The organism is Chitinophagaceae bacterium (assembly GCA_016710165.1).
Taxonomy (GTDB): Bacteria; Bacteroidota; Bacteroidia; order Chitinophagales; family Chitinophagaceae; genus Ferruginibacter.
In genome coordinates, this window is sequence record JADJLJ010000001.1 from 451,312 (window position 1) to 465,780 (window position 14,469).

Sequence of the window (14,469 nt, forward strand, 5' to 3'; positions counted from 1 at the left end):
CTATCACCTTGCTATTTCAATTTTTACTTTCTTATTCTTTATCTTTTCATTCTTTATTAATTGCAGTGCATGGCCCAGTTTTAATTTACGCACGGCCACAAAACTGAAGAAATCCTTTACGTCGATCAGGCCGATGTCTTCTTTTTTCAGTTCGCCTTTCTTGGAAAGGAAACCAACGATGTCTATCTTGTTCACTTTATCTTTTTTTCCGGCGGCAATGAATAAAGTGCTCCATTTTGGCTTTTCCGGCAGGGGATAATTCCCTTCCAGTTCAATATGCTCAACATGCTGGATATATGCCGGTAATTTTTCTTCAGCCGATAAGATCAAAATAGCCGTGCCGCTGGCATCCATACGGGCAGTGCGGCCGTTGCGGTGCGTAAACACGTCTTCGCTGGCCGGCAGATGGTAATGAATGATGTACCGGATGTTGGGGATATCCAGTCCGCGGGAAGCCAGGTCGGTGGTGACGAGTACGTTGGAAGTACCGTTACGGAATTTACAGAGGGCGCTGTCTCTTTCCTGTTGTTCCATGCCGCCGTGATAAAAAACATTCTGTATTCCTTTCTCCGTTAAAAGGTTGCTGGTGCGTTCCACCGATTCCCGGTGGTTGCAGAATACGATCGTTGAGCGGTTGCCCAGGTAACAGATGAGCTGGAACAGGGTATCCAGTTTGTCCTTATCACCGCTGAAAACCGTTTTTACGTCCAGCATGCTGCCCGTATTTTCATTCTCCGGCAAAAAATCCAGGAATACGGGCTCCCGGAGGCCTATGAAATCCGGTATGGCTACGGCATGGGTGGCCGAAGTAAGGATGCGTTTGGTAAGGCCCTTTAGTGAACCGGTGATGAAGGACATTTCTTCGGTAAAGCCCAGTTCCAGCGATTTATCAAATTCATCCAGCACCAGGGTCTTTATATTGTCCAACGAGAAATTATTGCGGCGTATATGATCGGCCAGGCGGCCTGCCGTACCAATGATCAGGGCCGGGGCCTGCTTCAGGTTGTTCTCCTCGGTTTCCCGTTTGTGGCCGCCGTAGCAAAGCGTTACTTTAAAACCCGTCTGCATCCTGCGGAACACGTCGTCGATCTGTATGGCCAGCTCACGGCTGGGCACGATGATGAGGGCCTGTACATCATTGATCTCCGGGTTCAGGCGTTCAAGCACCGGCAATAAAAAAGCCAGGGTCTTTCCCGAACCGGTGGCCGATAATAGAACGGTGTTCTCATTTTTTGCAATGGCTTCCAGTGCAGCTTCCTGCATGGGGTTGAGCGATGAGATATTGAGATTGGAGAGGAATGAATTAAATTCTTTATAGTCTTTTTGCATTTCGGCAAAAGTAGCCTTTGTATTCCTATTAAACAGAATCCCCAGGCTAAGAATAGTCCGGGGATCGTTGATTAAAAGGTAAAACCCGTATTAAAGCAGCCTATTTGCCTATAATTATGCGTTATGTTAAACAGGTTGGCGTATGTAGTAAGTTTATTTACAACTACATACGAAGGGTGGAAGGGAAATTATTTAAGAAAAAAGCTGCGGAGCATCGCTTTGTAAAAGCGAAACCTTTTCAATTACTGGAATAAAGATGGAAGGGGTAAATTTAACTGTTTTCTACAGTCGTTAATTTTACAGAGTTAACAAATTTTTCAAATATTTTTAACTTTTCTTCGTCCAAAGTTGTTAATATATAGGCGTGTATCATAGCTCTTATAGCTATTATTTCAGCTAATTGTTGTTCAGCTATACTAACTATTGGTAAGTCAGTTCTGTGCATTTGTGGTACATTTAATTTAAAATCTTCAGGTTTCATAATCTTCTAATTTATCTTCGCGCGTGGCAATGGCTTTTCTTAAATAATTTACCCGTGTGCCTGTTTCACATAATGGCTATTATAGGCTTTTTTCATGCCTTGTTGCCACATACGATTTTCATGTGGCAATTTAATGAAAAATCGTATGTGGCAACCAATTAAATTATTATAAATGAAAAAGCCTATAATTAACATTATGTTAAGTAGGCACACGGTGTTCTGTTTTAATGCGGCCATCGCCACCATAGAGCGGAGATTTTGGCGTAGATTGGTGCGAGAAAATTAATTGCTATGGGAAAAACGCTTGAGGTAATACTCCGAAACGGGGAGAATATAGACTATTCATTTATAGAACATAGTACAAAAGAGGCAGAGAAAGCATTATCAATCTTTGAGGAAGAAATCATTCAGAATGGACTGAAGGTTGAGCTTCACATTTATCGTCTTGATGGCAATACTGTTTGTCGTGAGTATCGCTACATAAAGAATTGGCCTGAAGACCTTCTAAAGAATGTTGATGTCGCACTATCTTCGACACTCCAGTAGTCATATTTGTTTCAATATGCCATCTTCCGCCAGGCGGAATTGAATATATCTTTTCTTCTTTCGCCATTTGTCGCTAAGGTACACGACATTTGTCGCTATTCCTGCGCATCCTGAAACCTATAACTAATCTTTATGTTAAGTAGTCATACGGTGTTCTGCTTTAATGCGGCCATCGCCACCCTAGAGCGGAGATTTTGGCGTAGATTAGTGGGATGGAAATGGAATTCCTTAATTATTTAAACGAAAGGCCTGGACTATGGCAAAAACTATTACCTTATTTTAAAAATTTATCTCGTAACAAAGCGGATAGAGCCATAGAATTAAAACTACTTTTGGATGATCTTCATGCTAAAGGCTTCATCCAATTCCCAAGTCCAAACGAACCTTATGCCGACCTAAAAGATATGACTGTTGATGATTATGAAGCCAAGCATCATAATCTCGATGCCTTAATAACTTTAAATGGGCGCATATTTTTAAAGGAACAGAAACGAGCAGACAACCAAGAGATAATAAATTCTAGGCAAGCCGATATTAATAGAAGTATTTCAATTTTTACTGGGATATTAATGGGCATAGCTACCCTTACGCTCGGTATAGAAATCTACAAATTGAGTACAAAAGGAAAAGAAGGGAAATGCAAACAAAAATTCGAGATGCAACCAAAAGAAAGTCCCCTCCAATTAAAAACCGATACCATAGCCAAAACTCCGAACGTCGGTTCGGGTCTGTAACACTCCTTTCGCATTAAAACCATCAGAACTGCCTACTACACTTCGCGGTTGTTCTGGAAAACTTACAACTGCCTGCTTCACAGCCCTAACTTACTTAGACATAATGTTGAGTTATAATTTATTTCCTCGTGAACTTTCCTGATATCCCCTCTTGTGAATTTGTACCAACCATCACATCAAAATCTCCCGGCTCAACAATAAATTCCCCGGAATTATTATAAAAGCCAAGTTCAGCGTCGGTGAGTATGAACTCCACTTCCCTGGACTCGCCGGGCTGCAGGCTGAATTTCTTAAATCCCTTTAATTCCTTTACGGGCCTTACCACACTGGCTACCTTATCCCGGATATACAGCTGGGCAACTTCTTCGCCGGCCATTTTGCCGGTATTGGTTACAGTAACCGTTACTTTAAAATTTGATTGACCGGATGCCTGGATGCTGAGGTTGCTGTATTGAAAGCGGGTGTAACTTAAACCATAACCGAACGGGTACAGGGGTTTATTGCTTTCGTCGATGTAATGACTCCAGAAAACCTCGGCCTTTGGGCCCGGCCTGCCGGTATTGTAATAGTTGTAATAGACCGGTACCTGTCCTTCACTCCTGGGAAAGGTCATGGGTAATTTACCAGCGGGGTTATATTCGCCAAATAATACCTGCGCAATGGCATTCCCCGCCTGTGTACCCGCCTGCCAGGTCTCCACAATAGCCGGAATATGCTCATCGGCCCAGGTAATTGCCAGGGGCCTTCCGTTCATCAATACCAGGATGATGTTCTTATTCACTTTATATACCTCTTCCAGCAGTTGCTGCTGCACCCGGCAGGTCCAGTTTTGTGCGGCTTCTGCCCTCACCGGACTGGAAACCATGTTCGCCCAAAACCATGATAACAACCTCGGATGAGGAGGCCAGCCTGATCGCATCGGCAAAACCGTTTTTATCTGTTTCATTGATCGTTACTTCATTAATGAAATTTACAGGTCCAATGGCCAGGTCGGCTCCTTTTGCATATTGAAAATTGCCGGTATATTTTTTTAATCCTTCCAGGAAAGAAACGCCGCTGCTGTCATCAGAACCCACCCGCCAGCTTCCCAAAGGACTGTTCTTGTCATTTGCCAGGGCCCCGATCACGGCAATTTTCTGCTGGTTCTTCTTCAATGGCAGCAACTGGTTCTCATTTTTCAGCAGTACAATCGATCTTTTTGCCATTTCCAATGCAGCAGCCATATGATCCGGGTGATAGATCAGCTCCTTCTCTCTTTTTGCATCGCAATACCGGTACGGGTCGTCAAACAATCCCAAAGCAAACTTTACCCTCAATATCCTTCTTACTGCTTCATCAATGACTTTTACTTCCACCTTTCCTGATTCAACCAGGCCCTTTAAATGGTTCACATACGCATAGGATTCCATATCCATATCACTCCCGGCATTCGCAGAAAGTTCCGCCACCTGTTCCAGATCTTTTGCAAAACCGTGGTCTATCATTTCCATGCCTGAACCCCAGTCAGAAACGACAAATCCCTTAAAATTCCATTTATTCTTTAAAATATCCCTTTGCAGGAACCGGTTGGCGGTGGCTGGTATTCCATTAAGGGTATTGAATGAGTTCATTACCGTTTGCACATCCGCATCAACCGCCGCTTTAAACGGGGGAAATATGATATTGTACAACGTTGAAGTGCCTACATCAACGGTATTGTAGTCCCGGCCTGCTTCCGCAAATCCATAGCCTGCAAAATGTTTGGCCGTGGCGGCAATGGTATTATTTGCCGACAGGTCATTGCCCTGGAATCCTTTGATACGGGCCAGGCCTATCTTTGTACCCAGATAAGTATCTTCCCCTGCCCCTTCCATCACCCTTCCCCAACGGGCATCACGGGTTATATCCACCATGGGCGCAAAGGTCCAGTTAATGCCTGTGGCCGATGCTTCAATGGCGGAAATGCGGGCCGATCTTTCTATGGCTTGCAGGTCCCAACTGGCGGCTTCACCCAGTGGTATGGGAAAAAGGGTCTTATGTCCGTGAATAACATCGTACCCGAATAGCAGTGGAATTCCCAGGCGTGTTTCCTTTACAGCTATCTCCTGCAGCTTACGTACATTATCCGTGCCCTTTACATTTAATACGGCGCCTACCCTGCCTTTGCGCAGGTGATCGTACTTGATCCTGGCATCACCGGCTGCGGGTGCAGGGCCTGTTATTTCCCAAAAGCCATTGTACTGGTTCATCTGCCCTATTTTTTCTTCGAGGGTCATTTTCTGCAGCAGCACATTTATTTTTTCTTCGGTGGTAAATGGCCCCTTATATTGGTTTGTGCCGTAACGGCTGCATGAAAGGATATTAAAAGAACAAACGCAGCATATCCTGCTATTTTATACCTGATCTTGTTCATTAAGAATTTTTTGAAACGTAAAGAAGTAGATAAAAAGCGGAGGTATCTACCTGGATAAGTGAATACGATCCGCTTAATAACGATTGCTTCATGAGAAAACTAACTGCTAATAACTAACTCATGCAGTAATCAACGCTTATTTTATATTAATGACCGCTCGTTGGGCCCGGTACAGGCCGGCAGCCCGAAAAAGACCTTTTACTGGTACACCCGTATATAATCTATCTCATACGTTGCACTGGTGAATGCAGGATCTACAGGTCCGCCAAAATTGCCGCCCATGGCCATATTCATTAAGATGAAAAAATTCTGATTAAATGGTATGGCCGCTGAATTGGTTACCGTATGGTACAACTGTGCATCCACGTATATTTTTATGGTTGATGCCGACCATTCCACCGCATAGGTATGAAAAGCCGTAGTGGCATCCGGTATCACGATGGTATTTCCATCGGCATTGCCGCCGGAATGGCCTGGATAATGCAGGGTACCGTAGATCTTATTCAGGTCGCGGCCCAAATGCTCTGCAATATCAATTTCGCCGCAGGCAGGCCAGCCCACCGTGTTGATATTATCGCCCAGCATCCAGGCTGCAGGCCAGGTACCCACACCCGTGGGAAATTTAGCCCGTACCTCTATCCTGCCATACTTAAACGAATATTTACCCTTTGATAATAAACGGGCTGATGTATAAGCGCTGCCAAGATAATTTTCCTTAACCGCAATAATTTTTAAAACACCCCCCTGTACAATTACATTTTCGGGCCGGTTGGTATAATACTGCAATTCATTGTTTCCCCAGCCACCACTGCCTGTGCCGATATCGTACCCCCATTTAGTAGGGTCGGGAGCGCCATTGGAGTTGAACTCATCACTGAATACCAGTGTGGGTGCGCCGCCGCCAGCCGTATTCACCGTTACCTGTATCGACTTGCTGATAGCCAGGCCTGAACTGCTTTTTGCTGTAACATTTACGGTGTAGGTTATATTACCAACCGTAGTGTAGCGGTACGTAACCAGGCCTCCCGGAACCGTTTCAATAATACCATTGCCATACTCATAGATATAGGTTATGGCATTGGTGGCCGTAGCGGTAAAAGCAACATTACCGCTTCCATCGGTACTTGGAGTAGCCGTAACCACCAGGTTTGATGGCGCTGTTTGTGTAGTACCGCTGCCGTTACCTGAGCTTCCTTTACTGCAACTTAACAGGATAATAAAAAGGAAAGCCAAAATGGTTGAGTGCTTTGCTATTCTCATTTTCATCATTTTTTAATTAGTTTTTGATACCAGGAGTTCCCGTCAATGCCGATGTTACGCAGGTGCATTTGTGTATCGGTAATGGATAATATCTCGTACGTGGTTCCACCGGTTCCGAAATTGATAATGCCGTTACCGGGAACAGTAAATTGTATCCGGGTAGATTGCGCAGGTGTGGAATTTGATGTTGCATCCATAAAGATCAGTGATCTTAAACCACCGGTATTAATGGCATAACAACCATCGCCGCCTGCAAAACCATAAAATGCCGTTGCAGCCCCGATGGAGAAAGAGGCACCTTTGTTATCGATCGACATTTTTACATTATCATTGGCGTCTTTTGAAAAAGTGATATCATCATCATAGGCACAGGCTTCTCTTGAATTTGGCGTGGCCGAATACCAGATGGGAGCAAACTCGGTATTTGGCCCTACTCCAAAATGCCCGGGAGCATCATGGTCGGTTTGCCACACTTTTGATGAACCATTGGTGAGGTTTGCCAGGATCGTTGCAGGTATCTGGAAGTTAACAAACACTTTTACCTTTTTGGTAAGCGTACTCATGACCCCTGCTGTGCCAATGGCATTTACCGTGATATTATATTCGGCTGTACCGGGGCTGCCATAGCGGTATTGAATGGTTCCTGTTGGAACCAGCTGTGGTGCCGTACCATCGCCGAAATCTATTTTATAAGTAAGTGCATTGGCGGCCGTAACGGCAATATCTACTTTGCCGGTTCCATTACCGAAAGGATTTGCAGCATCTGCACCAACAACCACCGTGGTCATGGCCAGGCCGGTTGGCGTTACAATATCACCAAGCGAATATTCTGCTTTTTTACAGCTGCTGAAAACTACGGTCAGCAAAAAAAACGCAATGAATGATTTCTTAATCGTTATCATGATCTTGATTTTTAAAATTAATTAAGTGTGATGTCATCAAAATAAAAGGTAAAGTTTGGAGACCCGTCTCCTGCCGTACCCAGGTCAAAAATGAATACCACTCTTGAATAAGAAAAGCCAAGATTGATCCCGGAATAATCAAACGTTAATTCCTCCCAGGCATTGGCTGTTGTGGTTGTGGCTTCCCTTTCATAATTCTGAGCACCATTGGCCGGATTCTCTACTTTCAAAAGCAGGCGGGCTCCTATCCTTGGGGAATAAACCTTTACTTTAAATGTTCGCTGTACCGAAAAATTAATCGGGTTTACCAGGTCTATAAAGCTGCCGGCCCATACTTCTGGCGCACCTTTTACCATTCTGCCAACCCGTGTGCTGGTATTGATACCGGAGGGATCGGGATTGTTTACAACCGTTGCATTGGCACCGCCAAAGTTTACAAAATTATATGGATAGGTGGTACTCTGGAAATTGATGGGCAGTGCCAGGTAATTGGGTGTTGTGTTTGCTGCCAGGAAGGTCACATCATCCCAATAAAATATGCTGCCGGTTCCGGCATTACCAAAGTCAAAGAATACGGATGCCATATCATACGTGTAGGCCAGGTTCAATGCTGCTGTTCCTGCAGATTGATTTGCGAAATCAAATACCAGGGTTTCCCAGGTATTGGCAGCCTGTGTCATGGCTTCGGTTTCTACCGATCTTGTATTATTGGTACGGTCCTCTACTTTTAACCTTATACGTAAACCTGCAGCAGGAGAATAAACCCTGATGCTCATTTGTGTTTTGGTTGCTGTAAAAGCTATTGGGGCCGTAAAGCCTGCCCCGATAGTAGTACCGGCCCAGGTTTGAGCGCCGCCGGTCTTGGTTGTTTTCTTTACATTATTTGCCCCGCTGGTCGGGTCAATTGCAGGCTCGCTCAAGTTGCCCCCAAAATCGGTAACCTCATAATTCACACCTGCCTGATCAAATGTAACCGGCAAGGCCAGTAAACTTACCGGCATCTGGTTGGTAAGCCGGATGTCATCAAATAACCAGGTAAAATTGGCTGAACCATCTCCGGTTGTGCCCAAATCAAATATCAAAACAACTTTTTGATAGGTATTGCCTGTATTAATTGCCCTGAAATCGAATGCCATATCTTCCCAGGTATTTGCCATAGTGGTAAGCACTTCCTTCTCAAAGAATATTCCCCCGTTTGTAAGATTCTCTACCTTCAGCAGGACTTTTGCCCCTACCCTGGGAGAAAAAACCTTCATCCTGAAAACTTTATTGGCTGAAAAATCAATAGGGTTACCTACAGTGATAAAACTGCCTGCCCAAACTTCAGGAGGATTTTTTACCATACGGGCCACATTGGCACTGGTATTAATGCCATTCATCTGCGGGTTGGCGATTTTTGTTGAAACACCGCCACCAAAATTGGTAAAGGCATAATTAACGGTAGGAGATTCAAATGTTATTGGTATTAATACTGGATCAACGATATTCACTGTAGTGGTATATGAAGTGGTGGCGGCACCTCCGCTGTAAGCCACTACCCTGACCGTATAGGCACCAACAGCAGCATATATATGACTTACTGTTTGCCCTTCTAAAAAGGACTGGCCTGGCTCATTGGGAACATCGCCCCAGAAAACTTTAAAGAACGTTTCATACAAAGCAGTGGCAGAAACATTCAGTTTAAAATTATTTACTCCGTCAATGGCCAGGTTCACTACCAGGTTTTCCGGCGCCCGGAAAGAAACGGTCAGTTTCTGTACCAGTTCAGTTGTTTTGCCATTAACTGCGTGTGCTACGATCTTTACATTATATACCCCTTCAGCATATACATGTGTTGTACTTTTTCCGGCTGATATATTAACAGGTGTAGTAGTTGCATCACCATAATAAACATCATAAAAAATGGCTCCTTCGCCGTTGGGTGTTATAGTTACCAGGCCTGAATTATCCTGTGTAATATCGAACAGTACGGATAGTTTATCCGGCGCTGCAGCTGCGTCAACAAACGATATGTCATCGTTTACCGTTTTTGTACAGCTACCCAATACCAATACAAGGCAAAAAGCGCTGAAGAAATATTTTATTGCATTCATAAAAAATTATTTTTAGTTGGTTAAATATCAGTACCCCGGATTTTGTGTTAAACCCGCCAGATCTACTTCTCCCTGCGGTATAGGAAACAACTCATGTTTGCCTGCAACAAATCCCAATGGACCTAAAACAGCCGGCGCTTTACCGGTTCTAACCAGGTCAAAAAAGCGTTCCCCTTCCATTGCCAGTTCCAGTCTTCTTTCAGCTAAAATGGCATCGTATAAAGCAGTACCGGTTGATGTAATATCGTGTAAAAGATCGCCGAATGCCCGGCGGCGAACCAGGTTCAGATAGGTTTGCGCCTTACTGTCATTTCCGGATTTATTATACGCCTCGGCAGCCATCAGCAATACATCGGCATAGCGAATGGTGCGGAAATTATTGGAGTAGTTTAATTCTACCTGTCCGGATGTTTCGCCTTTACGTGGCAGGTATTTTTGATTGTACAAGCCTGTATTCTGATAAGGCGCTACCTGGTAGGTTATACTGAATGCGGGGTTGGCCGTTTTATATGCTTCAATATCCAGCACCGTTACTGCTTTTCTTTTATCGCCTGCGTCATAAGCTGCTGCCAGGTTTTGTGTTGGCAGATTGGTGCTCCATCCGGGATTGTAAGGCATGGCAGCCGTTCCGTTCAGGCCACGTATGCCACATTGCTGCACTGAGTAATTTCCCTGCCCGCGGGTAACATGGCCCCAATCGTACGTAGCCGATCCATTGGAATACTGTATTTCAAAAACAGACTCAGGGCCATTTTCGCCCGACGGCAAAAAGATGGAATTGAAATCGGGAACCAACGAATATACATTTGAATTAATTACATTATCCAGCATGGCAGCCGCAGGAGCATATTTGTTCTGGTATAAATACACTTTACCTAGTAAAGCCTGTGCAGCAGATTTGGTTACCCGGCCCTTTTCCGGCTGCACAACCGGTAACGCGGCAATGGCATTGGTAAGGTCTGTTTCGATCTGCTTGTATACGTCAGCCTGGGTGGCTCTTGTAATGGTGCCTAGATCTAAAAAATTCAGTCTTCTGTCTACAAACAAGGGTACACCTCCAAACATTTTTACAAGCGTAAAGTAATAGTATCCCCTTAAAAAATATACTTCACCGTATAAGGCATCTTTACCCGGAAACGTAATGGTTTGACCTGCAGGATTCTGATCTTTATACTGATGCATGTAATTAACCCGGTTAATTCCTTCGTAACAGGACTGCCAGAGGTCGGCTGTGGTACCATTAACAGGCGTATGGGTAAAATTATTGATCTGCTGTAAGGAGAGTACGTCGGATGCACTTTCGCCACCTGTTACAGAATTGTCAGAAATGATATCCCCTACAGGAACAATCTGGTTAAGCCATTGCAAAGGAGCATACGCACCCACTGCTATTGACCGGTAATCCGCTTCGCTTTTAAAATATTCCAGGTCGGTTATCTTAAAATCATCTTTCGGATCATAATCAACCCACTTTTTACAGGATACAAGCATCGTTCCTGCGAGTAAGATGCCTGTTAGTATTACTTGTATATTTTTCATTTTACTATTATTTGATGAATGAATTAAAATTTAATATCCAGTCCTACAGAATAGGTTCTTGCCTGGGGATATGCACCACGGTCAACACCAACATCCTGCAACGGGGCAGCTATTTCGGGATCGAACCCGGTATATTTGGTAAACGTGAATGCATTTTTTACCTGTGCATATAACCTTACCGTTTTAAATATCTTTTTTATTGGTGCAAACTGAAAATTATATCCAAGCAGGATGTTCCTGATCTTTATGAAAGATCCATCTTCCACATACCTGTCAGATACACGGCTGTTGTTATTGGCATCCGTGAATGAATACCTTGGATTGTTAGCATCATTGGTCGTACCGGGCCCTGTCCACCTTTCCAATACACTGCTGAATTTATTGGTATAGTTGCCATTTCTTTCCAGGGCACGGAAAACATCATTACCATAAGAGGCATAGGCCAGAACAGAGAGGTCAAAGTTCTTATATTCCAGGTTCAGGTTCCAGCCCATAGTAAATTTGGGAAATGGATTTCCGATCTGGGTTTGATCTTTTGAATCAATGATACCGTCGCCATTCAGGTCGGCAAATTTAATATCGCCTGGTTGTGCGCCTGGTTGTGCAGGACTGGAAGCGATCTCAGCATAGGTTTGAAATAAACCGAGTGTTTTATACCCATAATAATAATAAGGTGTTTTTCCCTTTTCAAATACGCTTACGGTTTGGGATTGGCCGTTAAAATAACTACCCCCTGTGATCCTTGCTGTACCTTCTGTATTGGTGCCTGTAACCAGGTTTTTAACAGTGGTAAACGTTACCGAAGTAGATAATTTAAGGTCTTTACCTATTCGGTCATTGTATCCCAAAGTAAGATCAAGGCCGCTTGATTTGGTAGAACCTATATTGGCAAACGGAGCTGAAAGCCCCCCCAGGATTACTGCCGGCGCTGAGGCCTGGTATATCAGTCCTTTTGTCCTTTTCTCGAAGTAATCAGCAGCGATATTGAATTTATTTTTATAAAAATTCATATCAAATCCTCCATTTAACTGGGTTTGTTCTTCCCAGCCTAATTTTTCATTCCCCAAAGAGGCCAATGTAGATCCTGAAGAAAAATTATTACCATAAGTATACCCTATACTGTTACCAGACCCATACAGGGAAGCCAGGTAATCGGTAAGGATCGTACGGTACTGGGGATTAACATTATCAGATCCGACCGATCCGTAACTGCCCCGTATTTTTAGGAAATCAATGAATGTTGATTTAAAGAAATTTTCCCTGCTGACTACCCATCCCAATGAGCCGGAAGGAAAAACACCCCATTTATTTTCCTTACCAAAAGCAGTAGAACCATCCCTGCGTGCAGTTACTGAAGCCAGGTATTTTTCTTTATAATCGTAATTTATCCTGCCAAATAAGGAAGCATTCCTTTTTTCATACTGGTAGTAATACCCTGTATTGGCAAAAAGGTTTGATGCTGAATTATTTCCTGTTGCGGAGGTATGATCTGCAAATTCCCAGCTGTTAAAGGGAACATCCTGCCTGCTTGTGCCGGCTGTATTACCGCTGACTTTTTGCATGGAGAATCCCAACGTTGTTTCAAAAGAATGATTTTGGGCTACTTTAAAATTATAATTGCCAAACAATTCATAGGTGAATGAGTTATAGTTTGCTTTTTCCTGTGCTACGCTGTTGTGTTTGCCTGCCACGGTAGTGCCATCCCCGTTCATGGAGTTATCTACATTATTCAATCCCCAGAACACAAGCGGGGTAAATGTTTTGGCATTGCCATCATATTTGGTGTAACCGAAACGTGTACTGAGCCGCAGGTTTTTGATCACTTCATACTGCAATTCGAACTTTCCAAATAACTTATTCCCCACATTCCTGTTGTAGGTATTTTCCAGTTTGGTGAGGGGATTGAATATTTCAGATAAAATCAGGTTACTGAAGCCATATTTACCCACGGTATTGGGTACCGTGTTGTACACCGGAACAGTTGGATCGTAGTTCAATGCACTGCCGATAATGCTGTTAAAAGAATTTTCCTGGATACCTTTTGAACTCAGGTTTACATAATTGGCATTTAAAATGAACTTCAGTTTAGACGTCAGGTCAAATGCGATATTTGACGAGAAGTTGATGCGGTTGAACTTTGATTTATCAATTCCGCCTACAACCCCACCCTGGCTTAAATAAGCTCCGGATAAGAAGTAAGTTACCTTTTCTGATCCGCCCCTTGCTGCAATGCTATGCGATTGTAACGGAGCCTTTTTAAAGATTTCCTTTTGCCAGTCGGTTCCTTTACCCAAAACGGAAAGGTCAGGGAAAATAATACTGCCACCGCTTAAAGTACTTCCCTCATTAACGATTGCTGCATATTCGGATGCATTTAATACCGGAACCGTATTGGCAACCTCCTGGATACCATAAAAGCTGTTTATGGTAAATTCGGTTTTTTGATTTTTTCGTCCTGCTTTTGTAGTTACTATTATTACGCCATTACCACCACTTACGCCATAAATGGCAGCGGTAGCGGCGTCTTTTAATATATTAATACTCTCTATATCAGCAGGGTTAATTGAATTCAGGTCCGCCTGTGATTGAGGTACACCGTCAACAACCACCAGGGGCCCGTTATTACTATAAGATGGGATACCTCTTATAAGTATCAATGGCTGAGCACCGGGTGAGCCGCTTTGAATAACATTTACACCCGAAGTGCCCTGTATAGCTTCTTCAACCCTTACCGGTTTCAGCTTTTCAATTGCCGCTGCCTTAACACCAGATATTGCACCCGAAACCTTGGTTACCCGTTGGGTACCATAACCCACTACTACCACTTCATCAAGGCTTTTAGATGCCTCTTCCAGCAAAATGGTAACAGCGCCTTCTTTGTTGATCTGTATACTTGCCGGTGCATATCCAATAGAGGTAATGGTTATTCTGCCTCCTTTAGGAACTGAAATGGTAAAATTTCCTAATGCATCAGTTGAGGTTGTAGTTGCAGAACCCTGAAGGCTAACAGTTGCTCCAACTACCGGATCGCCGGTTGTTTTGTTTTTTACTTTACCGGAAGCAGAAATATTTTGCCCAAAGGCCTGGTTGAGGAAAAATGTGCCAAGTAAAATACTCAGGCACAGCATGCTGGTCTTTAATTTCATATAGCGCTCGTTTTAGTGAATCAAAAAATGGTCAGAAATCGAAATGT

At 43.7% G+C, this 14,469-nt stretch carries 9 protein-coding genes and 1 pseudogene; 2 read left to right on the forward strand and 8 right to left on the reverse strand.

The genetic code is table 11. From position 1 onward, the window contains the following. Positions 1–3: 3 nt before the first annotated feature. Both IPJ02_02050 and IPJ02_02055 read right to left on the reverse strand, forming a co-directional pair. Positions 4–1,329, reverse strand: a complete 1,326-nt coding sequence (locus IPJ02_02050; GenBank protein ID MBK7374380.1) for a DEAD/DEAH box helicase — start codon at positions 1,327–1,329, stop codon at positions 4–6. A gap of 271 nt (positions 1,330–1,600) precedes the next feature. Next, the gene (locus tag IPJ02_02055) at positions 1,601–1,810 is read right to left on the reverse strand and encodes a hypothetical protein (GenBank protein MBK7374381.1); all 210 of its coding nucleotides are present in this window, start codon (positions 1,808–1,810) and stop codon (positions 1,601–1,603) included. Positions 1,811–2,101: 291 nt separating this feature from the next. Here IPJ02_02055 and IPJ02_02060 point away from each other — a divergent pair, with 291 nt between their 5' ends. Together IPJ02_02060 and IPJ02_02065 are read left to right on the forward strand one after the other, a co-directional pair. Continuing rightward, the gene (locus IPJ02_02060) at positions 2,102–2,356 is read left to right on the forward strand and encodes a hypothetical protein (GenBank protein ID MBK7374382.1); all 255 of its coding nucleotides are present in this window, start codon (positions 2,102–2,104) and stop codon (positions 2,354–2,356) included. Between the two features lie 212 nt (positions 2,357–2,568). Continuing rightward, positions 2,569–3,090 (forward strand): hypothetical protein, encoded by a 522-nt coding sequence (locus IPJ02_02065; GenBank protein MBK7374383.1) that lies wholly within the window; start codon positions 2,569–2,571, stop codon positions 3,088–3,090. 118 nt (positions 3,091–3,208) lie between these two features. On the opposite strand, the pseudogene bglX reads toward IPJ02_02065, so the two are convergent. The 6 genes and pseudogenes from bglX to IPJ02_02095 form a co-directional block, all read right to left on the reverse strand. Continuing rightward, a pseudogene (bglX, locus tag IPJ02_02070) lies at positions 3,209–5,345 on the reverse strand (beta-glucosidase BglX). Positions 5,346–5,680: 335 nt separating this feature from the next. Next, entirely contained in the window at positions 5,681–6,751 is a 1,071-nt protein-coding gene (locus IPJ02_02075) for a family 16 glycosylhydrolase (GenBank protein ID MBK7374384.1), read from the reverse strand. Beyond that, complete coding sequence (locus tag IPJ02_02080; GenBank protein MBK7374385.1) at positions 6,748–7,644, reverse strand: PKD domain-containing protein; 897 nt, start codon at positions 7,642–7,644, stop codon at positions 6,748–6,750. Before IPJ02_02080 ends, IPJ02_02075 begins: the two co-directional genes overlap by 4 nt. Positions 7,645–7,661: 17 nt before the next feature. Further along, a complete protein-coding gene (locus IPJ02_02085) occupies positions 7,662–9,737 on the reverse strand; it encodes a hypothetical protein (GenBank protein MBK7374386.1) in 2,076 nt (691 codons plus the stop codon). A gap of 27 nt (positions 9,738–9,764) precedes the next feature. After that, positions 9,765–11,276 (reverse strand): RagB/SusD family nutrient uptake outer membrane protein, encoded by a 1,512-nt coding sequence (locus tag IPJ02_02090; GenBank protein ID MBK7374387.1) that lies wholly within the window; start codon positions 11,274–11,276, stop codon positions 9,765–9,767. A gap of 23 nt (positions 11,277–11,299) precedes the next feature. Continuing rightward, positions 11,300–14,422, reverse strand: coding sequence for a TonB-dependent receptor (locus IPJ02_02095; protein ID MBK7374388.1), 3,123 nt, complete (start codon positions 14,420–14,422; stop codon positions 11,300–11,302). Between the last annotated feature and the right edge of the window lie 47 nt (positions 14,423–14,469).

Excerpts from the sequence above, each read along its gene's own strand:
- IPJ02_02090 (MBK7374387.1), bottom strand. The coding sequence starts at position 11,276 with ATGAAAAATATACAAGTAATACTAACAGGCATCTTACTCGCAGGAACG.
- IPJ02_02085 (MBK7374386.1), bottom strand. The coding sequence starts at position 9,737 with ATGAATGCAATAAAATATTTCTTCAGCGCTTTTTGCCTTGTATTGGTA.
- IPJ02_02065 (MBK7374383.1), top strand. The coding sequence starts at position 2,569 with ATGGAAATGGAATTCCTTAATTATTTAAACGAAAGGCCTGGACTATGG.
- IPJ02_02055 (MBK7374381.1), bottom strand. The coding sequence starts at position 1,810 with ATGAAACCTGAAGATTTTAAATTAAATGTACCACAAATGCACAGAACT.
- IPJ02_02060 (MBK7374382.1), top strand. The coding sequence starts at position 2,102 with ATGGGAAAAACGCTTGAGGTAATACTCCGAAACGGGGAGAATATAGAC.
- IPJ02_02080 (MBK7374385.1), bottom strand. The coding sequence starts at position 7,644 with ATGATAACGATTAAGAAATCATTCATTGCGTTTTTTTTGCTGACCGTA.
- IPJ02_02050 (MBK7374380.1), bottom strand. The coding sequence starts at position 1,329 with ATGCAAAAAGACTATAAAGAATTTAATTCATTCCTCTCCAATCTCAAT.
- IPJ02_02095 (MBK7374388.1), bottom strand. The coding sequence starts at position 14,422 with ATGAAATTAAAGACCAGCATGCTGTGCCTGAGTATTTTACTTGGCACA.
- IPJ02_02075 (MBK7374384.1), bottom strand. The coding sequence starts at position 6,751 with ATGATGAAAATGAGAATAGCAAAGCACTCAACCATTTTGGCTTTCCTT.